Raw genomic sequence first — 20,540 nt, 5'->3', positions numbered from 1 at the left:
GTTATTTGCTTGAATCAATCGCTTTTTTCCATTTATCATTCAGTTCTTTTTCGACGCTGTCCAAAGACTTGCCGGAGAAAATATCTTGCGCCACCAGATTCGGATCATACTGCGCAAACCCTTTTACCTTCGCATATGTTGCGTCTGTTCCCATATAAGTGAATGGTTTGAAAGGGTTCTCCTGATTCGATTTGACGAAAAATGGCAGTTCGGACGTTACGCCGTTCACCGTAGAGGTCTGCTGCACCTTATTGATATACGTTTGGTATACATCCTTGCTGAACATCCAGTTGACGAAAGCTTTGGCTGCGTCTGTGTTCTTCGATTGCTTGCTGATGCCTATGTTCATATCAGACATGGTCATTGACATTAATGGATCGTTCGCCGAATTTCTCCATGGCAGCGGGAAGGCCGCAAGATCATCATCATTTCCTACTTTTTTCTTATAGTCCGGGTAGTACCATTGCCCAAGCGCGATGATTGCCGCTTTTTTAGCTTCGAAGGCTTGTGTAGACTGGTCAAAAGAAATCGATAAAGCGTCAGGCCCTGCCCATTTTTTCGTAGAAATGCGTTGAAGAAACTTAGCCGCTTGATCAAAGGAGGTTCCCTCCGCGAATGGCGCATCTTTTTTGGCGATATTCGCCAAATAGTTTTCATCGCCAGAAAGCATGTGCGGACCGTACTCCATATATGGATAAGACGTCCAGCCGTCTTTCAAGCCGATGGAGAGCGGAATGTATTTGCCGCTTGCCTTGATTTTATCCAAAAGCGCTTCGAATTCCGGCAGCGTCTTCGGCACCTCTAAGGAAAGCTCCTTGAAAATACTTGGGTGGTAATACACGTATTCCGAGAATGAAACGAGCGGATCACCTAAAACTTGGCCATCGATTTTGGTTGGAAACTTATTGTTTTTCGTCGCCTCCAAGTCGTCAAGCGGCAATAGCGCCTGCTTATACACCTGCAATTGCGCAGGCTTCACGAAGAAGACATCCGGCAAATCATTGGCAGCCAATCGCACTTTCAAATATTGACCATTGTTATCCGGTACTTTCTCAATCTCAACCGTCACATTCGGTGCTTGCTTCGTGTATTCCTTCACTTTCTCCGTCCAGAATTCAATATCCGTCTGTGCTTCCCATATCGCCAATTTCAACTTCACCGGCTTAGCAAGCGTGGATGTCCCGGCCGTGGAGGCTGCTGCTGAGGCACCTGGTTGGATCGTGGCGGATGTTGTTTCTGCTGTCTTTCCACATCCCGTTAATGCCGTTACCGACATCATCGAAAGAACCAATAACGAGCTTGCCCATTTCTTTCTGTTCATCTCAAAACCCCTCCGTAAAAGTGTCCGTTTTTGTGGGTTGGCCAACAACCTGCTCTCATTATACGTACAATGAAAACGCAAACAAATGATGATTTACGTACTAAACATGATCTTTTATGTTTTCCTCATCTTGGCGAATGAACGGAATCAACAGCGTCACTTTAGTCCCTGTCGGCAGATTGGGCTCGATCGTAACCCCATATTCCTGACCATAGTGCAGATTAATGCGATGATGGACATTCGCAATTCCCATGCCTGTGAACGTATGCTCTTGACCTGTTTTGCTCGCATTAAATTGCAGGATTTGCTCCTCCGACACACCGGAACCGTTATCTGCGATCACAATAGATACACTTCTCTCCGATGCACGTCCGATGATGTGAATTCTGCTGTTCGTTTCAGTTCCGCTTAGACCATGAATGATGCAATTCTCCAGAATCGGCTGCAGCAGCAGCTTTAACATATAGGCAGACGAAACTTGCTCCTCGATCTCCCAAATGACCTCAAACTTCTTGCCATAACGTATTTCCATGATATAGAAATAGCTTTTGAGATTTTCGATTTCCTCGCTTACCAGCGTCAGATTGCCGCCACGATTGAATGATGATGTTAACAGACGCATCAAAGCTACCGTCATATTGCGGATATTGTCTACTTTATTAATTAACGCCATTAATTTAATGGCATTGAGTGTATTCATCAGAAAATGCGGATTAATCTGGGACTGCAAGGCCGTGAATTCCGCTTTGCGCTTCTCGCGCTCTTCCTTTTCACGCTCAATAATAAGCAGTTGAATTTGATCCAGCATATAGTTGAACGTATGTCCCAGAATCACCGTCTCCGCGCTGCCCGAGGCTTCGATCTTGGCATTCAGGTTCCCTTCCATCACACGGGACATCTTCCTCACGAGCTGAAGCAGCGGTTTGGTTAAGCTGCGCACCAGATAGAACGAAATAATTAGAAATAGAATTGTCCCCAGAAAGGTGGCGATCATCACAAATTTATAAATGTTGTTATAATTTTTGGTCAGCTCTTTATAAGGAACGATTTGGCATATTTTCCAATCCAGCATCTCAGCTGAAGTGAAGGTGATCAGCATTTTTTGCCCATCCATCGTCGTGATGAACTGCCCTTCTTTGGAAGCACTAATGTTGGACAGGGCTGCCATCTTCGCCGCATCTTCCGACGATAAGCCGAAGCTGGTAGCCACGATTTCCGTTTGATCGGATAAAATCATGAAGGAAGATGGACTGTACGGATATTGGCGCAAAATATTTTCGAGCCTGTCCCGGCTGAAAGTGAAATAGATCATTTCCACGTCTTGCAGCCCTTGCATGAAGCTGGGTGAAAATGCGGTGGAGATCACATATTTGTCAGTCGTATCGTAGAGCACATTTTTTTGCAAACCCTGAATTTGCACTTCATCTTGTTTTTCAAGCGTTTTGTGATACCAAATTGAATGGCGCATCGACTGCTCATCAGGTATCAAATTTCGATTATACGAGTACATGCCGCTATCTTTAAAAAAGAAATGAATCGACAATAAATAGCTGGGAATGGAAGAGCTATAGCGTGCGAGGGTTTTGTTGAGGCTGGTTATATACGTTTGACGATCCGCAGCAGTCGCCTGTTTCAGCATGCTGGCGCTGCGAAGCACTTCAGGGTCCACCCCAATAGCCGCAGAGATGTAAACAGCCCTGCCAATCTCCTGCTCAGCTGAATAGGTAAGGGCGCGCAGAGTTTGAAGCGTCTGATCCGTCGTCTGTTGAAGCAAATCCTGCTTATAAATTTGAAGAATGAGTACACTTAACGAAGCAACAGGCATCACAACCATGACAAAAAGCAGTACATACAGCACAGTCGATATCTTCCATGGACTTCTCAATTTATTCCAAAGCTTCATTCGCCCCATCCTCACTTGTCCGATAACACGGTAGGTATACGACTACTCTAGCAAATATGTAGAAATAGTAAACAAAAAAGTAACCCGCCCCGGTCATACAACCCGAAGCGGATTACTTTAGCTAATGGCTAACGAACTAACATTTAATAATGCCGCGTGTAATAATGACGAGTAGAATGAAGAGAACAAGTATGCTGCCTACCGAGTTGTGGTGGTGGTGGTGGGAACAAACTTTAGCTACAGCTACGGGCTGCACAACAGGTTTTGGGAAAACAAACTGTGTTTGTTGGTAGGACGCATGCAGATGGATATCATTGTGGTGGTATGGTTTGTGCATAATAGGCGCAGGCGGTGGAGCCACCTGTATTGGCATTGGCATTGGCGCTGGAGCCGGCATCGGCATTGGCATTGGTTGCATTGGATATGTTGGGGATTTCACATACTCCATGAAAGAGCACCTCCTGGGGGTTTTCGGAAGATTTTTTTGGACCGAGCATCTGATTTCATTTGCTTTGCTTTCAGTCATTTATTGTTTTTGTTGGGTGAATAGCTTACAACATCAGTCTATGGGGGAGCACCTACCGTGAACACGGTAAACACCCAGTTCATCCAAAAATGGTTAGATGTCATGGGCGAACGAGCTTACCCTCTTCAACCAGTCGGGAAAACAGGTGGAAGGCGGAGACTTCCAGAGCGGATTCGCTTCTGCGCGCAAACATCCTTACGAAAAGGAACTGTGTTCCTCTATTTGACTCAGAATCGGATATTTGGAGCTCAAAGGGAAGTAGGATCCCTTATTCCACCTCTCTTGGGTAAAATTCCTCCAAAATAGACAAATTAGCGTACCATAGTTCCGTCTGACTAGCCAAAAGGTTGTTTGGATGAAGAATAAGGGAACGCAGTTCCCTCCCTCAAAATAGTTCCCTCCTTCTGTTCAATGTCAGTCGGATTTGGTTTGGCCACCCAACCCAACACACAAAAAAAAGACCGCCCCCTCAGGGGCAGTCATTCCTTACACATAAGGATTGTTCTCGCGCTCGAAACCAATCGTTGTTTTGGCGCCATGTCCGGGGTACACAATGACATCGTCATCGAGTGCGAACAGCTTATCTTGAATGGAATCAAGAAGCGTGTTGTTGTCCCCGCCAGGCAGATCCGTCCGACCTACCGACAGTTTGAACAGCACATCGCCGCCGAACAAATGCTTGTCGTACAGGAAGCTCACACTTCCCGGCGAATGGCCGGGAGTATGAAACACCTTAAGCTGAATGCCTAGAAATTCAAGCGTTTGACCTTCGTCCAGCGCGAATTCTGCTGGATCTGTTTCAATCAGCACGCCAAGATCAGGCCAGCGGGCGGAGCCGTTTTTCTTCGGATTCGTCAGCCAATCGGCTTCCAGATCATGAATATAAACGGGACAGCGTTTCAGCTTACGAATCTCATCCACACCGCCAATGTGGTCAAAATGAGCATGCGTAAGCAGTATAGCGACAATATCCAAATCAGCGATTTTTTTGATCAGTGACTTCGGATTCATACCGGGATCAATGATGATGCCCTGTTTCGTTTCCGGATCCGATAATAAATACGCATTCGTACCGACAGGACCCAGAACAAAAGATTCAATGTTAATCATATATTCACCTTAGAACGACTCGATTAATGTACGAAGTTCTTTCACGATAACCGCATGGTAGCCGTTACCTTCGCCATATTGACGGCCCATTTCGGCTCTGGCGACTTGAATTTTTTCGTTATAATCAGCAGCTTCACGATCTGGATTTTCTTTTTTGAATTGGTTCATAACCGCTTGTACGTTGGCTGGACGTGGTCCCCAGTGACCAAGAACGAAACCGCCTGTATCTGTGAACACGACGATCGGAATCGCGCGGCCGCCGCCTGTCAGGAATTGGTCAATGACGTCGTAGTTTTGCTCGATAATCAATACTTCTGTAGGTACGCCGCTGTTCTCCAGCGCCTTGAATACGACAGGCACGTTGCGAACAACGTCGCCGCACCATTCTGCAGCAATAATCAGGCAGCGCAGATCATCACGATTATTCAAGGAATCGAAATATTCCTTATCTTCCTCGTTATCCCACTCAAATCCATTATAATAAGCCAAAAATTGCTCTTTATTTTTTTCCATGCCATCAATGAACTGCTGTGGCTTTAAGCCAGTGCGCAATTTGCTTGCCAGATTCGTACTCATCGCTACCCATCCTCCTATAATCGTGTTTCTTCCCTTTTATTGTAACAAATAGAACTGAATGCGCCAAATAGAAGAAGTCTATGCTTTGCCTTTTCTTTTTATGTAAAATTGATAACCTACATATAAGAGGGTTAAAATAATAGCCGCAATAATTAAGGGTTTAATATAAGGCCCTGCGATTTGATCAATCGTTTCCCAATTATCTTTGAGCTTCATTCCTAAGAAGACGTAAAGAAAAGAATAAGGAATTAACGCAAGTGCTGTGTAAAGTGTAAACTTACCAAGCGGCATTTTGGCCATTCCACCAGGAAGCGAAATCGCATGACGAACAATCGGAATGAATCTCGCTGTAAAAATCATACCGGTTCCATAGCGATTGAACCAATTCTCGGCCACATCAATATGATGTTTGCTAATTAGCAAATATTTGCCGTACTTCTCCAAGAAAGGTCTGCCGCCATAACGTCCAATCCAATAGAGCACAATCTGGGCCAGCGTTCCACCGACAACAGCGCAAACAATAGCGCCAAAAAAGTTGATATCTCCCTTGGATACCAGATAACCTGCATAGGCTAACAGCAGTTCGTTGGGAATGACCTCCAGCATGAGTCCGAGGAAAATCCCCCAGTACCCGAGGCCCTCCAAGTAAAGCAAAACATTATGAATCAATTCACCCATCCACGAACCCTCTTTCCCACAGTAATGTTCCGTCTCTAAATCTACCATCATTCTATCACAGACAAGCTCTCATCAACCACTTACACGCTCATTAAGCGCGGAAAAGAAGGAAACCAGGTACTCTTTGCAAGCTTGCGCCGGTGGACTTAATTCCTTGCCTGATCGATATATGAGACCGTGCTCCAAGGGAATCCCTTGTTCCTGCGTTACTCGCATAAGCTTGCCTGCTTGCAGTTCATCAGCAACAGCCGTTAACGGCATTAAGGAAAGTCCCATCCCAACCATCAAGGTCTGTTTAATCATCGCGGAGCTTTCAAATTCCAACGCCGAAAACAGCGCTTGCCCTTTGTCTGCCATGAATAGCGAGGCCATCGTCTGATAAATGCAGCGGCCTCCGAACCCGATGACTTGCGTATTCGCTACTGACTCCCAGCCTTCCAGCTCAATGCGCTGTACTAAGGCCGGCGCTCCCACCCAGATCAATTCGTCCCGGATTAACGGGATAAACGTGATATGGCGTGTTTCCGGGTCTCGCGGAACAATGCCAAGGTCAATGCGGTAAGCTGACACATCCTGCGTAATATCCCGTTGAAAGCCATTTTCGAGCTGCAGCTGAATTAACGGGTATTGTTCAAAAAAGGAGGGCAGCAGCCGCGGCAAAAGCGGCACACAGAACGACTCGAGCGCTCGCAGGCGAACCACGCCTTTAGGCTCGCTCAACCCGCTTAATTTATCTTGAAGCGACTCGCCAAGCTGTAGATACCGATACGCATATGGCGCTACTTCTCTACCCGCTGCCGTTAATTCAACTCCGCGAGGCAACCGCCGAAACAAAGGCTGGCCCATCGTTTGCTCTAGTTGATGGATATGCATCGTCACCGTTGATTGCACATAGCCAAGCTTGAGAGCTGCCTTGCTAAAGCTCTTCTCCTCCATCACGGTGATGAACGTTTTCATGCTGCGTCCGTCCAACTGATCCAGCACCCTAATCCCTCCCTCTAACCCATCGCATTAACAAATGTCACCTATCGTAATCATTCGTTATTCAAATGCTATTTCTCATGATACCATCTGAGTTAACATTCGAAAAGAGGAGTGCAACCTGTATGAATATCCCTGATTCCTTCCGCAAACCATTCGCTGTGCTCATCCCCGGCATCGGTGGCTTCCTTGCCATCTTGCTCTGCAGCCTCATCGGCGATGCCGCTCATGCTTCGCTGCTCATGGCGCCGCTGGGCGCCTCCTGCGTCATCGCCTTCGCGCTCCCGCAGAGCCCGCTTGCGCAGCCGCGCAGCCTTATCGGCGGCCACGTACTGAGCACGCTCATCGGGCTCAGCGCCCTCGCCGCCTTCGGCGTCCACGCGTGGAGCCTCGCGCTGGCCGTCGGCGTCGCCATCACGCTCATGCAGCTGACACGCACGCTGCATCCGCCCGCCGGCGCCGACCCGCTGCTCGTGATGCTCACCGGCGCGGGCTGGGGCTTCCTGCTCACGCCGGTGCTGCTCGGTGCTGTACTGCTCGTGCTCGTTGCCCTGGCCTACCACAGGGCAACCCAAACCCGTTACCCCACGAGCTGGTGGTAACAGATTACGCATGCGCTGACAAGCTTCCGCATAAGATGTACAAGTAGGTAGATACAGGAGGCGGAGCCCTATGTCACGAGTTTGGATTATTAAGCGTAAGCATTTCTATCTGGCGGCCGCAGCGCTGCTCGTTATCTTCGGCGGATGGCTGTATATAAGCCGCGATAGCATCATGCCGACACTTGCAGATTCCGCATCGGAAAGAACCATCCAACTCGTTGTTGGTGAATTCAAATCGACGACCAAAGAAGGCAAAACAATCGAAGCCTATCGTTGGGATCCAGGCACTGTCATCGTCCGCAAAGGCGAGAAAATCAAGCTCAGCATCTACGGCGTTAACGGAGAGAGCCATCCTTTTCTCATCGAAGGCTTGAACATTAGCGGAGAAGTCCAGAAAGGGAAGGAGACGGTTGTCCATTTTACGGCCAATCAGGAAGGAACGTACCGGCTCATTTGTATGACTCATGCGGATGTCGCCCACGGCGGTCCGATGATCGGCTATATCGTGGTGGACTAACGTTCCCGTGACCTTATCTGCGGCCTGATACCCAAACCCGGAGACCCTCTCCTGCGTTTTGGAATCAGAAGTGGCAATAAGGTCTTTTTTCGTTTACACTGTTGCCAAGTTCACTGATTTTTTGAAATGAGGTGCATGCCGCTTGAAAACACATATTCTGGTCGTCGATGACGATGCGCATATTCGCGAATTACTCCGTTTCTTATTTTCCAAGGAAGGCTATACCGTATTTGAAGCTGGCGACGGGGAACAAGCCTCCAAAATCTTGAACGCTGAGCAGATTCATTTGGCTGTTGTCGATGTGATGATGCCGCTGAAAAATGGCTTGGATCTTTGTTCCGAAATCCGCGAGCATTATGATATTCCCGTCATTCTTTTAACCGCCAAAGGGGAGCTTGAAGATAAGGAAAAGGGCTTCCAATCAGGCACAGACGACTACATGGTGAAACCCTTTGAACCCAAAGAATTGTTGTTCCGGGCGAGGGCTTTATTGCGCCGCTATCAGCTTGTATCATCCGAAGTGATCACACTGAATCATACAATCATTAATCGCAATAGCTATGAGGTGACCGTCGGCGATGAATCCCTCCTTTTGCCGCTGAAAGAGTTTCAGTTACTCGCTCAATTGGCCAGTCATCCTGGACGCATCTTCACCCGTGAGCAGCTGATCCAAATGCTTTGGGGCACAGACTATGAAGGCGACAATCGGACAATTGATGTTCATATCAAGCGTTTGCGGGAACGATTTTACGAGATTTCGCAGGATTTCGTCATCACAACGGTGAGGGGAATCGGCTACAAGCTTGAGGTGAATGAAGTTTGAAGACACTCTATACTCGCATCGTAGTTACGTTTATTATCATCGCTATGGTCAGCAGCCTGCTCGCTCTCCTGCTCTCCAATGGCTATTATGCGGCCAAATTAAGAGATCAAAACGAAGAACAAATCTGGACGATTACTAGTGAAATCCGTACCTTATACGAGCAAGTGCCTGATCTTGAGCCCGCTGCTTACTTCACGCATATTGCCAATATGGGGTTTCAATTATATACCGTTAACGATCAGATGGAAGGCGTCTTCTACGGGACTCCGTTCAAGCATACCCAGATGGATCCTGAACAAATTCGACAGGTCATCGCTGGACAAACGTACCGCGGCATGCTGCAGGAACGCCATTTTCTGATGGTGACCGGGTTCTTTGAAAATAGTCTTCGCAACAGTATCGGTGTGCCGATTCAAATGAAGGGCAAGCCCTATGCGCTCTTCGTCCGTCCGAATTTGGAGCAGCAGATCGGAGGCGTTCGCGTCCTCATGGCCTTCCTTCTAGGTCTTACCTTCCTATTCAGTATCCTACTCATTATTATTTTCTCGCAGTATATTGTTAAGCCCGTTAAGAAATTAACCGAAGCTACCAAACGGATCGTCAAGGGCCATTACGAGATTAAGATGGACGTTACGCGGCAGGATGAGATTGGCGAACTAGCCCGAGATTTCACCTTTATGGCGCAATCGCTGAAACAACTCGATAACATGCGGCAGGAATTTGTGGGCAATGTTTCCCATGAAATTCAGTCCCCCTTAACGTCCATCCAAGGTTTTACGCAGTCGATACTGGATAAAAGCACTTCCGAGGAAGAGAAGGAACGCTATCTTCAAATTATTTTAGAAGAAAGCAAGCGCATGTCCTCCTTAAGCAAACAACTATTAACATTAGCCTCGCTGGATAAAGAAAATCATGTCATCAAACGGAGCGCGTATCGGTTGGACGAGCAGATCCGCCAGATTCTCATCCTCACCGAATGGCAATGGACGGAGAAGGACATCGCAATTGAACTTGAGCTTTCGGAAGTGATGATTACAGCTGACGCCCAGCTGCTCCACCAAGTGTGGCTGAACTTCATCACGAATGGCATCAAATTTTCGCAGCACGGAGATACGCTGCGAATCGAGCTCCAGGAGCAGCTCTCCGAAATTATCATTCGCATCAGCGACACGGGAATTGGCATTCCGGAGGTTGAATTGCCGCATATTTTTGATCGTTTCTACAAAGCCGACAAAGCAAGAAATCGGGCTAGCTCCGGCAGCGGCTTAGGCTTATCGATCGCGCAGAAAATCATCCAGCTTCACCATGGAAGCGTCGAGGCGCAGAGCGAATTCGGCAAAGGGACGACGTTTGTGATCCATCTTCCGCAATTGTAATAGATGTGGACTCCGCTCAAATTTATGACTCTCATGACGTATTTGGGACCAAAATCATGTGAACTTGGGCGTCATAGGTACTTGTCTCTAGTGGCCTACTGCCCCCTCTATGCATACAAATAGCATAGAGGGAGTGTGGATACAGTCATGGTCAACAACAAGCCGAGTGAAAAACATAAACAGCAATTCCCCAGCGCACGCGGTATTCGCAGAGCTTGCAGCAAGGAATTGTATCGTACCGTCAAACGCTTGAAAGTTTGGATATCGCCAGAACAAATCAAAGCTGCCGAAGAACTCTATGTGAAAAAGGTCATGCTGAACCTTCCCTTCATCGTCGAGCACGGCAGCAATCGCAAGGCACTCTCCGACTGGTTCGATGAACAGGTCGGCCCTGACATTGCCCCCCTTTGGAACGTGGAGCTCGAAACACTAAATCATGCGTTTCGCGACGCATTCGGCGGGTAAATAAAGAAGCCATACGTATGTTTCTTATACGTCATGGCTTCTTTTGTTTGTGATTCTGTATGCCAATGAGCGCTGCCTTGGCAGGCTCTCTGGGGATGCGCGGGAATCCGCTACCTTTTGGAGCTTGTAAGGCTGTTTTTCAGCCTCTCAAACAAAAAAAAGACTATGATATTCCATCATAGTCGTCATTAAGCCACTACAAACCTAGTGATATTCCGGCAGCCATTTGCCGTGTGCTTCGATTAAGTCATCACACATCGCGACGATGTCGTCCATCGACAGCTCGGCTGCTGTGTGTGGATCTAGCATAGCCGCGTGGTAGATATGCTCGCGTTTTCCTGTAATGGCAGCTTCGATCGTCAACAGCTGCGTATTGATGTTCGTCCGGTTGAGCGCTGCAAGCTGCGGCGGCAGATCGCCGACATAGGTAGGCGTAACTCCGTTGCGGTCTACCAAGCAAGGCACTTCGACGCAAGCTTCGCGCGGCAAATTGGTGATTAGACCGGTATTCATGACGTTGCCGCCGATTTTGTACGGATTGTCCGTCTCAATCGCTTCGAAAATGTAGGATGCATATTCATGGGAACGCTCGTGCTTCAAGTTCGTATCGTTCACGAGATCCTCGCGCATTTGCTTCCATCTGCTGATTTGTTCGATACAGCGGCGCGGGTATTCATCTAACGGAATGTTGAAGCGGTCAACCAGCTCCGGGTAATTGCGTTTGATGAAGTACGGATGATACTCGGCATTGTGCTCGGAAGATTCCGTAATATAATGGCCGAATTTCAGCATCATTTCAAAGCGAACCATATCGGGGTGCTTCTCTTTCTGCTTCTCCGCCGCCCGCTTCTTAATTTCCGGGTACAGATCGACGCCATCCTTCGTCACTTCCAAAAGCCAAGCCATATGATTAATGCCGGCAATTTTCGCTTTGACGCCTTCTTTTTCCATGCCTAAGCTTTTGAACAGCTCTGGAATACATACCTGTACACTGTGACATAAGCCGACAGTTCGAACACCGCCGTAAGTATTCATAACATTCGTCAAGACCGCCATCGGATTCGTGTAATTGAGGAACAAGGCATCAGGGCATACCTCACGAATATCCGCTGCAAAATCCAGCATGACTGGAATGGTACGGAGGTTACGGAAGATACCGCCAATACCGACAGTATCCGCAATCGTTTGACGCAAACCATATTTCTTAGGAATCTCAAAATCTGTAATCGTACATGGATCATAGCCACCTACTTGAATCGCGTTGACCACATATTTGGCTCCGCGCAGCGCTTCCTTCCGATCTGTATACGCCTTCACGGTGGATGTGCTTCCGCCCGTTTTTTTGATGTTATTCAGCATGTTGGCGGAATCCTGCAGACGCTCGTGATCGATATCAAAGAGAGCGATTTCAAAGCCTTGCAGCGCGGGTGTAAGCAAGCAATCACCCAGCACGTTTTTTGCAAAAACTGTACTTCCGGCACCTAGAAAAGTAATCTTGGACATGTGTGATTCTCCTCCGATATAGAGTCTTTTTTCATATCTTCACTATATCGCAGGTTATCCTGCAAACATATGGATCGAATGAACTCTAATATGGACATTTGTAGTTTATTGATGTACGCTAAAAGCAAAAATAGAAAGAGGCCTCTATGAATTCGGATCATACCTATTTCACAATAAGTATTAACCCACAGCACAGCAACAGCGAATTATCCGTCCTTTTTGGCGGGGAAGGCAAACCTGTGCCGCTTCACAAAAATGGGCCCGCCGTTTACGACTATTACCTGATTCATACGGTACTTTCCGGCGAAGGTACTTTCGAGATGCAAAATCGCACCTACCGCTGCGCGGCCGGAGACAGCTTCATCATTTACCCTGGAGAGCTGTTCAGTTATGTTGCTGACGCCGATCAGCCATGGCACTATACGTGGGTAGCCTTCACTGGACGGGCGGCCGGCATGCTGCTTTCCCACATTGGTGTTTCTCTGCAGCATGCTGTGATCTATGGCAGTAATTCCCGTGTCATACGCCATCATTACCGCCGCATCCGTTCCTGCTTCCGACAGTCGGATCATCCAGCGCTTGAAGACCTGGAATCCGCAGGTTGGCTTCGCTTGCTGCTCCGCGAGCTTGGGCAAACCAATTCGCATCGGCTAAGTGTGAAGCCTGTTACTGAAACGGAAATCGACCGTCAGATCGGCCAAGCCATTCGCTACCTAGAACTGCAGTACACGCAGTCAGTCTCCATCGAGGAGCTTGCTCGGAATCTGGGCTATCATCGAACCTACTTATGCAAAATGTTCAAACAGTCCACTGGCCTTGCGCCCATGCAGTATTTGTTCAAAATTCGTATGGAGCGCGCCAAGCAGTTATTGGAAACCTCCATGACGATTGATCAGGTAGCCTCCTCGGTCGGTTTCAATGATGCTTTGTATTTCTCCAAGCAATTTCGCAAATGGACGGGTGCCGCACCCTCGGTCTACCGCAAGGAGTTGAAAGCTTGAAGTCGCTCTTTTATACCAAACAAAAAGCCCCTTATCCTTCCTGACAACGTCATCAGAAGGGCAAGAGGCTTTTCTCATTGCATGTTTCATTAAATCGCGTTAATCACTGAAGCACTCATGGTAATCGGACCTATAACCGTTGCTGTTACTCCTGGCGTTAAAGACTCAATAGACAACGTGTAACCGTGAGAGCCTTGTGGCGGGTTGACGTCGATTGCCTGCAAAGTTGGAACATAGTATTTCTCAAAGCCCGCTTCTATCCCTAACCGTGCATAGTAGATCTCCTGCGCGTCGCGGAAGATACGAAACAATAAACTACCTGTCCCTGTATCTCCTCTTACACCTACCGTCGCTTTCAGTTCAACGACATTGGGATATGTTCCGGGAACACTTACGCGAACTGCAGCAATTCCTACTCCAGCTGGAGTCAGTGGAACAGGAATCTGCACCCCGTCCGTCACCGGTGTAACTGTAACCGCTTGGTAACTTTCAATTTGATTAGCCATCTTATCATCCTCTCCTTTCTTTTAAAAGATAGAATATAGTATGCCTTTGCTAGAATAATAGATTGGACAAATCTCTTATTCCTCACGAATTCCGCTAGGATCCTCATGAGAACAAAAAAAAACGGCCAATAAGGAAGAATCCCCATCAGCCGTTCGTGCCATGCTTAAATTTCGATATCAACAATCAAACTATCCACTCTGCCTACTTCTCTAATATACGCAGCAACCGCTTGGTGCTCCGGGTTAGGACCGTAAGCTTCCAGAGCCGCTTTATCTTCAAAACGTACAGACAATACAACTTGATAGCCTTTATTTTTCTCAGAAAAGTTGATTCCTGCCTGAATATCTACGATGCCTGTCAAATGAGCTTTCAGCGCTTTGAAGCGATCTACAACCTCTTGCATTTGTGCATCTGTCGTTGTTTCTCCGAACTTAACCAGTACAATGTGATCAATCATGTTAGTACCCACTCTCTCTCTCAGAACGTTATCATTAACGTTTCTAATCATAGCAGGAAGAGGCTCTTGCGTCGATATGGAACGATTTAAGTTGGATCATAGATTTGCGGATTCTGACGACGGCATTCTTCCATAACCCACATCTGCTGCCGCACATGCTCCGGCGTGATTTCCAGCGGGGCACCGTCAGTTAACGTATGGTAAAGCATGAGATATAATTTCTCTGTCATATGTTCAAAGGGTGTCTTGCCGCTTGGAATCGCCAGTTCCCAGCTCTCGGAGTGCCAGGCCAACGTCTCCTTGCAATACGCGGGCATTCCATGACTATCGAATAGCGGTTCTTTCGTTAACTGCTGATCCGGCGCTTCTTCCGGCTTGAAATATTTCCATGTTAATTTCTCCGCAGTCCCATGGAGCCCGCCGTTTGTGCCTTGAATATGAAACTGCTCCTGAGGAAAAACATCGCACGATGAGATTTCAAGATCGATCGTCGGAAATCCTTGTTTTCTAAGAATCAGCTTTACATAATCTTCGGCGTCCCCAAACGTATTGGCTCGGTCCATGATACACATGACTTGAGGCAGTCCATCCGTTCCAAGGAATTGCAGCGTTTGATCCAGTGGATGGGGTCCTGTATTCATTAGGCTGCCGCCGTTGTTGCTTTGCAGCGTTTGCCAATCCCAACGACGAGCAAAGTTATTCATGGAGAAATCAATCTGAACGATGCGGCCGAGCACACCGGAATCGATGATTTGCTGAATTTGAACATAAGCTGGCTGATATCGGGATTGCTGAAATACCGCTAATTGTTTCCCGGATCTTTGTGAAGCTTCGATCAGTTGATCGACTTCTTCCACAGATCTGGCGAGCGGCTTTTCACAAAGCACATGAACTCCTCGGTTTAGCAGCGTCAGGGTGATAGGGAAATGCAGATGGCTTGGAGAAGCGTTAATGACTAAATCCAGCTCCTCATTGGCAACCATGTCCTCCCAGCTCGCATAGGCTTTGCAGCCATATTCCTGCTCCGCGCGTGCCTGACGCTCTGGAATCGAATCGGCAACAGCAACAATTGTATAATAGTCTTTAATTTGTGCGAGCAGATTGCCATGAATGTCACGGCCGCTGCGTCCTTGTCCGATAATCCCAACCTTCACGATCTTTTGACTCATAAGAATGCACCTCTTCCTCTATCTATTTTTGCCGAATGTTTTCTTGTATTCCGTAGGCGTGATTCCGCAGCGTTTCTTAAAGGTTCGGATAAAATGACTCAAATGATGAAACCCAACCTGAAAGCCGATCTGTGTAATCGTATGCGTATCGCGCCGGATCAGCTCCATAGCCCTCTCGATACGCACTTCCGTAACGAAATCAACAAACGTTTGTCCCGTTTCTTTTTTGAACAAATGGCTGAAATACGCCGGTGCCATATTCGCGATGAATGCTCCGTGTTCCAGCGGAATATCCTGACTGAAGTTGTCATAGATGTACCGTTTCACTTCATCAATGGGTTGTTGGTCTGCCAGCGCTGGCTGTTTGGCAGGCTTCCGCTTCGCCTTGCGGTACTCACGGTCAACTAGGATGAACAATTTGGCTAAGTTAAGCAGGATGGAGTGCTCAAATCCCACTTCCCGATGCTCGAATTCATCCTGAATATCCTGCAAAAGCTGCTCGACGAAAACCTGTTTGTTTTTGCCGAAATGAAGCCAAGAATGATGGATGAAAGGAATCAGGGGATCCTCATCGGAATGCTGCAAGAGCGGATACAGCGTATCGGAAAAAGGCTTTAATTGCTCCTGAATCAGCAACGGAATAAAATCGACGATCACCACTTCGAACGCTTTATCTTCAATGGCACTCAAGCTATGCTCAATATGGGGAGCAATGATGAAAATATCGCCTCTGCTGGCTGTAAGCGACTTCCCGCGCAATTGATGGTTGCACACTCCGTGAAGGACATAAACAATTTGAATATAATCATGAATATGCATGGGCTGCTTCATCTCGCTGCTGGAGTAACGCATAATTTTAAAAGGAAAGGCTTTATTCAACTGATCCTTGCTTTGATAATAGGGTTTATCTGGCCCCATTTCACTACCACCTACTATCATTCGTTAGGATGAAAAATTTGATAATAAGTCCTCCCGCACAAAAACTTCCTTGCCCGATTTAAACGTACGTTCCAAACGAATTCGGCTTCCTGCTCTGCGAAACAGAACCAAATCAGCCGGAGCTCCCGGCGTCAGACCTGAAGATGAAGGCAGCTTCATACAGCTGGACGGTCTGACAGAAGCCATATCCCAAGCTTCCGCTAAATCGGCCAGCCCCCGATTCGTTACATGCTCAATGCCTTGAAGCAGCATATGCGCCGATCCGGCGAGGAGGTTTTCGTCCTCAGCGAGATGCAGCTTGCCCTCCGGTGTTAAGACGACAGAACCACCAATGTGCGTTGTGTACGCACCTGCTGGCAGTCCGCTCAGTGAAACCGCATCACTCACGAGCATCGCTTGGGCACCTTTCACTTTGAACACAACCTTCAACACCTGATCTGGCAAATGAAAGCCATCCGCAATCACACTGCTCCACAACCGATCCTGAGCCAATTGCTCCCAGATATAATTCGGATGGCGCGGCATCATCAGATGTGCCCCATTGCCAAGATGCGTTGACATCCGAGCGCCCGCTTCCACCGCTTCACAGATTTGTTCCGGTGTTGCTGATGTATGTCCGATCGACACCGTTACGCCGCTTTCTGTACACTTCGCAATAAATTTAGCGCTATCGGGCCATTCTGGCGACAGAGTAACAATACGGATTCGCCCGCCAGATGCTTCCTGCCAACGGGTAAACAACTCCCAATCCGGCGGTTTAACATACTTAAGGTCGTGTGCTCCGCGAGCGCCGTCATGAGCAGAAATAAACGGGCCTTCCAGATGGATGCCAGCAATGCCCTGATCGGCAGCTGCATCCTGTCGGCATGCGAACGCTATGAATTCCAAGGCTTCTTGAATCGCCTGATCACTGTTGGTAATGACCGTCGGAAAGCAGGAAGTTACCCCCTCCTGCCAAAGCTTGCGAATCACCTCACCAACCAGCTTATCAGCATATGGCATATGATTAAAGTCATGGCCTGCATACCCATTTATCTGAAGATCAACTAAACCTGGGGCGACAATCGCCAGCTCTGACGTTCCGCGTGTCTCCGACTTGATCGGCTCTATGCTGCGGATCATCCCCTGCTCCAAACAGATCGAGACAGGCTCACCCGTTGCATAATGAATGGCGTGCAGGTTTATCTCTTTACTTTCCATATGAATCCCTGTCTACATAAAGCGTACAATCTGGATGTTTCCGCAGTATCGTAGACGGACATTCCGTTGAAATAGGTCCGTTAAGCGTTCGCTCGACCGCCTTCTGTTTGGTTGGTCCTGGGACAACACAGAACAAATGTGAGCCTGAGAGCAGAGCCGGAATCGTTAATGTCAGCGCGTGGGTGGGGACGTCCTTGATAGCAGCGAAACAGCCGTCATTCACCTGCTGCTGCCGGCAAGCGTTATCCAATTCGACCATCTTGATCACCTGCGGATCGTTAAAATCGGCAATAGGCGGGTCATTAAAGGCGATATGCCCATTCTCACCGATTCCAAGACATACGATATCGATAGGAGCCTGACGCAGCAGTTCCCCGTAACGGCGGCATTCTTCTTCACTCTCATTGGAGCTGTCAATCAGATGCACCGTGCCCGGCTTTACTTGATTAAACAGACGCTCGCACAGAAAGCGACTGAACTTCTGCGGCGCATCCACAGGCAAACCATTATATTCATCCATATGAAAGGCTGTAATTCGATTCCAATCAATCGCTTGATCCTCCAGCAAATAGGCCAAAAGCTCATTTTGTGAGGGTGCCGCAGCAAAAATCATCCGAATGCTAGGTTTTTCGGACAACAATTGCTTGATCCTTGCGGCAACATCCACACCCGCAGCAGTGCCCAGAGCAAGACGGTTATCATAGACGTTAACCTTCAAGGAATCAATCGTTTGGCTAAAGAGAACGTTAGGCAATTCATTCATACGTCTATCCTCCTCTCAATAATCCATATGGCTGCGCGAAAGATGCTGTTAGTCCATATTAACCTGAACACCCTTCGCCGAGCTTTCATAGATAGCTTCAACCAACTGCACAGCTCTCAATCCGTCCTCGCCAGTAACGAGGGGTTCTATCCCCGTTTCGATGGACGCAATCACGTCTATAAACTGGCTTTGATGAAAATCGGAAACAATGCTGCGAGGATCGCTGACCCCTCCGTACGCTCTCGCTTGCGTCCAGTTCGGCTCGCTTTTGCCGGGAACCGTCCAGTGAACGATGGAGGAACCCTCCAACTTAATCGTCCCCTTCTCCCCGTAGAGGTTAAGGGTTGCCGGGAACCCGGGTTGGATACTGGTTGAAGCCATAATCGTGCCGAATGCGCCGTTTTTGAATTGCAGAAGCGCCAGCCCCAAATCCTCCGCTTCAATGTTATGCGTTTGCGTCGCTATTTTGCCGAAGACCGTACGAACCTCTCCGCCAAACCAAAGCAAAAGATCCAACGTATGGATACCTTGATTCATAAGAACACCTCCATCTTCCGCAATCGTTCCCCGCCAATCCGCCGTGTCATAATAATCTTGCGTTCGCGAAAAAGACAGCGAGGTCTCCACAAGCAGAAGCTTGCCAAGCGCCCCTTCATCCAACACGCGTTTGACGGCTTGATGCTGAGTTTCAAAACGCCTTTGCGAGATGACCGATAACGTAACACCACGTTCTTGGGCTGTACGTACAAGTTCAGCCGCATCATGCGTAGTCATCGCAATCGGTTTTTCCAACACGAGATGCTTTCCAGCCTTCAAAACGTCCAGTCCAATACGCGCATGACTTCCGCTTGAAGTCGTCACACAGACGATATCGACATCCGTACTCTGGATCAACTCGTGATAGTTGGTCGTCCACAAGCAGTCCTCTTGCTCCGCAATCGCTTTCACCTTTGCTTCATTACGACTGGAAACATAGGTTAAGCTTGCATCCTCAATCTCTCGAATCGCCTCGATATGAAAGTCGGCGACAGATCCGCACCCAATAATGCCAAATTTCCATGTAGTCATGGTCCTATACCTCACTTAGAAGGGCACGCAGCGCATCGAGCGTCATACGAGTTCCGGTCATCTGACTACCCCCTTCAGGAATGTAGTGCGTTTCGATCGTAAAAAGCCCCTCATACCCGTCAGCCAACAAAGCCTTAAGATGTGCAATCACAGGCACACTGCCTGAGCCAAGGGGTACACAACGGGCTGTGCCGTCCGCGCACATATATGCGTCCTTAAGATGAATATGAGCCAGAGCATCCTTCATGAAGCTGTAGCCTGCCGGAAATGCCTCGCGACCGCCATATGCCTCATTGCCCGGGTCCCAAAGTCCCCTCAAAGCAGGCGAGTCAACACCTCGCACAATTGCAGCCACTTCCTCCGCAAAGCCGCCATTGCAGGATGGCTCATTCTCAAGCAAAAGCTGTACGCCTCCCTGTTGGGCTATTTGGGCAGCTCGCCTTAGGTGACTGACGATATCTTCCTTATATTTCAGTGGTTCGGCCTCACGCCAGAATGAAAAAACACGAATCCGAGTCGTACCCAGCAGCTTAGCTAGCTGAATGGCACGGTCCAGCTTGGTGAAGTGAGCATCCACATCCTCTTCTTTCTGACCAAAAGTGTCTCCTGAGGCGGTTGGCCTGCTCCCATCCAGCGCACATTTAAACAAAGGAGAAGCCATCGCAGAAATGAATAAACCGCGAGCTTCAACTTGACGCCTAACTTCCTTGGCTTGATCGTCATTTAGCCTGATCACATTGTGCCCGTTAATGACTCGGACTTCCACATGCTTTAATCCCTGCTCGACTGCCCAATCCAACGCTTCTTCAAAATGACCAGAAACTTCATCCGTCAGAACGCCTAATCGTTCTACTATCAACTTATACATCCCACCATTCCTCAAATTCCCCTTAACAAAACATTTTCCTCTATGCAACTTGATTCTTATTATAGCAATTGAACTTTGTGAAAAGTTGACGTTTTTTTCGGAGTATAGTTACATATTTTACGCTTTTTCTCGGTCGAACCTTCACAGACATTAGCCATGAACACGCCTCTTGAACAAAATCATCCAC

The 20,540-nt window shown here is 48.0% G+C and carries 22 protein-coding genes; 6 read left to right on the top strand and 16 right to left on the bottom strand.

What is annotated here, in order from left to right; all coding sequences use genetic code 11:
* Position 1: 1 nt before the first annotated feature.
* The 7 genes from HQN90_RS33570 to HQN90_RS33540 form a co-directional block, all read right to left on the bottom strand.
* The gene (locus HQN90_RS33570) at positions 2-1,321 is read right to left on the bottom strand and encodes an ABC transporter substrate-binding protein (RefSeq protein ID WP_173227184.1); all 1,320 of its coding nucleotides are present in this window, start codon (positions 1,319-1,321) and stop codon (positions 2-4) included.
* Between the two features lie 100 nt (positions 1,322-1,421).
* Positions 1,422-3,224, bottom strand: a complete 1,803-nt coding sequence (locus HQN90_RS33565) for a sensor histidine kinase (RefSeq protein WP_173227182.1) — start codon at positions 3,222-3,224, stop codon at positions 1,422-1,424.
* A gap of 136 nt (positions 3,225-3,360) precedes the next feature.
* Positions 3,361-3,672, bottom strand: coding sequence for a hypothetical protein (locus HQN90_RS33560; protein ID WP_173227180.1), 312 nt, complete (start codon positions 3,670-3,672; stop codon positions 3,361-3,363).
* 564 nt (positions 3,673-4,236) lie between these two features.
* The gene (locus HQN90_RS33555; protein ID WP_173227178.1) at positions 4,237-4,860 is read right to left on the bottom strand and encodes an MBL fold metallo-hydrolase; all 624 of its coding nucleotides are present in this window, start codon (positions 4,858-4,860) and stop codon (positions 4,237-4,239) included.
* Positions 4,861-4,869: 9 nt separating this feature from the next.
* Entirely contained in the window at positions 4,870-5,436 is a 567-nt protein-coding gene (locus HQN90_RS33550; RefSeq protein WP_173227176.1) for a thioredoxin family protein, read from the bottom strand.
* Positions 5,437-5,514: 78 nt separating this feature from the next.
* Positions 5,515-6,114 carry an undecaprenyl phosphate transporter UptA gene (gene uptA / locus HQN90_RS33545; RefSeq protein WP_173227174.1) on the bottom strand — a complete coding sequence of 200 codons (600 nt, stop codon included), beginning with the start codon at positions 6,112-6,114 and terminating at the stop codon, positions 5,515-5,517.
* A gap of 72 nt (positions 6,115-6,186) precedes the next feature.
* Positions 6,187-7,098: a LysR substrate-binding domain-containing protein gene (locus tag HQN90_RS33540; protein WP_173227172.1), complete on the bottom strand. Its 912-nt coding sequence runs from the start codon at positions 7,096-7,098 to the stop codon at positions 6,187-6,189.
* 122 nt (positions 7,099-7,220) lie between these two features.
* Between HQN90_RS33540 and HQN90_RS33535 the strand changes: the two genes are divergently transcribed.
* The 5 genes from HQN90_RS33535 (at position 7,221) to HQN90_RS33515 (ending at position 10,878) form a co-directional block, all read left to right on the top strand.
* Positions 7,221-7,697: an HPP family protein gene (locus HQN90_RS33535; protein WP_246362962.1), complete on the top strand. Its 477-nt coding sequence runs from the start codon at positions 7,221-7,223 to the stop codon at positions 7,695-7,697.
* Between the two features lie 172 nt (positions 7,698-7,869).
* Entirely contained in the window at positions 7,870-8,214 is a 345-nt protein-coding gene (locus HQN90_RS33530; protein ID WP_411830200.1) for a cupredoxin domain-containing protein, read from the top strand.
* Between the two features lie 142 nt (positions 8,215-8,356).
* Positions 8,357-9,037, top strand: a complete 681-nt coding sequence (locus tag HQN90_RS33525) for a response regulator transcription factor (protein WP_173227168.1) — start codon at positions 8,357-8,359, stop codon at positions 9,035-9,037.
* Entirely contained in the window at positions 9,034-10,413 is a 1,380-nt protein-coding gene (locus HQN90_RS33520; RefSeq protein ID WP_173227166.1) for a sensor histidine kinase, read from the top strand. The genes HQN90_RS33525 and HQN90_RS33520 overlap by 4 nt, the downstream gene beginning before the upstream one ends.
* A gap of 147 nt (positions 10,414-10,560) precedes the next feature.
* Positions 10,561-10,878, top strand: a complete 318-nt coding sequence (locus tag HQN90_RS33515) for a dehydrogenase (protein ID WP_079418367.1) — start codon at positions 10,561-10,563, stop codon at positions 10,876-10,878.
* A 204-nt stretch (positions 10,879-11,082) separates the two neighbouring features.
* Here HQN90_RS33515 and melA read toward each other — a convergent pair whose 3' ends face one another.
* Positions 11,083-12,381 carry an alpha-glucosidase/alpha-galactosidase gene (gene melA, locus HQN90_RS33510; RefSeq protein ID WP_173227164.1) on the bottom strand — a complete coding sequence of 433 codons (1,299 nt, stop codon included), beginning with the start codon at positions 12,379-12,381 and terminating at the stop codon, positions 11,083-11,085.
* Between the two features lie 146 nt (positions 12,382-12,527).
* Here melA and HQN90_RS33505 point away from each other — a divergent pair, with 146 nt between their 5' ends.
* The gene (locus HQN90_RS33505) at positions 12,528-13,382 is read left to right on the top strand and encodes an AraC family transcriptional regulator (RefSeq protein WP_079418363.1); all 855 of its coding nucleotides are present in this window, start codon (positions 12,528-12,530) and stop codon (positions 13,380-13,382) included.
* Positions 13,383-13,471: 89 nt separating this feature from the next.
* Here HQN90_RS33505 and HQN90_RS33500 read toward each other — a convergent pair whose 3' ends face one another.
* From HQN90_RS33500 to HQN90_RS33465, 8 genes are all read right to left on the bottom strand, one after another.
* Positions 13,472-13,888: an exosporium protein C gene (locus tag HQN90_RS33500; protein WP_173227162.1), complete on the bottom strand. Its 417-nt coding sequence runs from the start codon at positions 13,886-13,888 to the stop codon at positions 13,472-13,474.
* Positions 13,889-14,052: 164 nt separating this feature from the next.
* Complete coding sequence (locus HQN90_RS33495) at positions 14,053-14,346, bottom strand: Dabb family protein (RefSeq protein WP_173227160.1); 294 nt, start codon at positions 14,344-14,346, stop codon at positions 14,053-14,055.
* 86 nt (positions 14,347-14,432) lie between these two features.
* Complete coding sequence (locus HQN90_RS33490) at positions 14,433-15,515, bottom strand: Gfo/Idh/MocA family protein (RefSeq protein WP_173227158.1); 1,083 nt, start codon at positions 15,513-15,515, stop codon at positions 14,433-14,435.
* A gap of 18 nt (positions 15,516-15,533) precedes the next feature.
* Complete coding sequence (locus HQN90_RS33485; RefSeq protein WP_173227156.1) at positions 15,534-16,433, bottom strand: AraC family transcriptional regulator; 900 nt, start codon at positions 16,431-16,433, stop codon at positions 15,534-15,536.
* 24 nt (positions 16,434-16,457) lie between these two features.
* Positions 16,458-17,654 (bottom strand): N-acetylglucosamine-6-phosphate deacetylase, encoded by a 1,197-nt coding sequence (locus HQN90_RS33480; protein WP_173227154.1) that lies wholly within the window; start codon positions 17,652-17,654, stop codon positions 16,458-16,460.
* Positions 17,644-18,417, bottom strand: a complete 774-nt coding sequence (locus HQN90_RS33475) for a glucosamine-6-phosphate deaminase (protein ID WP_173227152.1) — start codon at positions 18,415-18,417, stop codon at positions 17,644-17,646. Before HQN90_RS33475 ends, HQN90_RS33480 begins: the two co-directional genes overlap by 11 nt.
* Before the next feature lie 48 nt (positions 18,418-18,465).
* Entirely contained in the window at positions 18,466-19,485 is a 1,020-nt protein-coding gene (locus tag HQN90_RS33470) for a Gfo/Idh/MocA family protein (RefSeq protein WP_173227150.1), read from the bottom strand.
* A 4-nt stretch (positions 19,486-19,489) separates the two neighbouring features.
* Positions 19,490-20,353: a sugar phosphate isomerase/epimerase family protein gene (locus HQN90_RS33465; protein ID WP_246362961.1), complete on the bottom strand. Its 864-nt coding sequence runs from the start codon at positions 20,351-20,353 to the stop codon at positions 19,490-19,492.
* Positions 20,354-20,540: the final 187 nt, after the last annotated feature.

This window comes from Paenibacillus alba (genome assembly GCF_013204855.1).
GTDB lineage: Bacteria > Bacillota > Bacilli > Paenibacillales > NBRC-103111 > Paenibacillus_E > Paenibacillus_E alba.
The sequence above is the reverse complement of the archived record's forward strand: the minus strand, read 5'-3'. Positions and strand labels throughout refer to the sequence as shown.

Excerpts from the sequence above, each read along its gene's own strand:
- HQN90_RS33550 (WP_173227176.1), bottom strand. The coding sequence starts at position 5,436 with ATGAGTACGAATCTGGCAAGCAAATTGCGCACTGGCTTAAAGCCACAG.
- HQN90_RS33530 (WP_411830200.1), top strand. The coding sequence starts at position 7,870 with ATGCCGACACTTGCAGATTCCGCATCGGAAAGAACCATCCAACTCGTT.
- melA (WP_173227164.1), bottom strand. The coding sequence starts at position 12,381 with ATGTCCAAGATTACTTTTCTAGGTGCCGGAAGTACAGTTTTTGCAAAA.
- HQN90_RS33500 (WP_173227162.1), bottom strand. The coding sequence starts at position 13,888 with ATGGCTAATCAAATTGAAAGTTACCAAGCGGTTACAGTTACACCGGTG.
- HQN90_RS33465 (WP_246362961.1), bottom strand. The coding sequence starts at position 20,353 with ATGTATAAGTTGATAGTAGAACGATTAGGCGTTCTGACGGATGAAGTT.
- HQN90_RS33570 (WP_173227184.1), bottom strand. The coding sequence starts at position 1,321 with ATGAACAGAAAGAAATGGGCAAGCTCGTTATTGGTTCTTTCGATGATG.
- HQN90_RS33490 (WP_173227158.1), bottom strand. The coding sequence starts at position 15,515 with ATGAGTCAAAAGATCGTGAAGGTTGGGATTATCGGACAAGGACGCAGC.
- HQN90_RS33480 (WP_173227154.1), bottom strand. The coding sequence starts at position 17,654 with ATGGAAAGTAAAGAGATAAACCTGCACGCCATTCATTATGCAACGGGT.
- HQN90_RS33515 (WP_079418367.1), top strand. The coding sequence starts at position 10,561 with ATGGTCAACAACAAGCCGAGTGAAAAACATAAACAGCAATTCCCCAGC.
- HQN90_RS33495 (WP_173227160.1), bottom strand. The coding sequence starts at position 14,346 with ATGATTGATCACATTGTACTGGTTAAGTTCGGAGAAACAACGACAGAT.
- HQN90_RS33565 (WP_173227182.1), bottom strand. The coding sequence starts at position 3,224 with ATGAAGCTTTGGAATAAATTGAGAAGTCCATGGAAGATATCGACTGTG.
- HQN90_RS33470 (WP_173227150.1), bottom strand. The coding sequence starts at position 19,485 with ATGACTACATGGAAATTTGGCATTATTGGGTGCGGATCTGTCGCCGAC.
- HQN90_RS33555 (WP_173227178.1), bottom strand. The coding sequence starts at position 4,860 with ATGATTAACATTGAATCTTTTGTTCTGGGTCCTGTCGGTACGAATGCG.
- HQN90_RS33535 (WP_246362962.1), top strand. The coding sequence starts at position 7,221 with ATGAATATCCCTGATTCCTTCCGCAAACCATTCGCTGTGCTCATCCCC.
- uptA (WP_173227174.1), bottom strand. The coding sequence starts at position 6,114 with ATGGGTGAATTGATTCATAATGTTTTGCTTTACTTGGAGGGCCTCGGG.
- HQN90_RS33485 (WP_173227156.1), bottom strand. The coding sequence starts at position 16,433 with ATGGGGCCAGATAAACCCTATTATCAAAGCAAGGATCAGTTGAATAAA.
- HQN90_RS33475 (WP_173227152.1), bottom strand. The coding sequence starts at position 18,417 with ATGAATGAATTGCCTAACGTTCTCTTTAGCCAAACGATTGATTCCTTG.
- HQN90_RS33560 (WP_173227180.1), bottom strand. The coding sequence starts at position 3,672 with ATGGAGTATGTGAAATCCCCAACATATCCAATGCAACCAATGCCAATG.
- HQN90_RS33505 (WP_079418363.1), top strand. The coding sequence starts at position 12,528 with ATGAATTCGGATCATACCTATTTCACAATAAGTATTAACCCACAGCAC.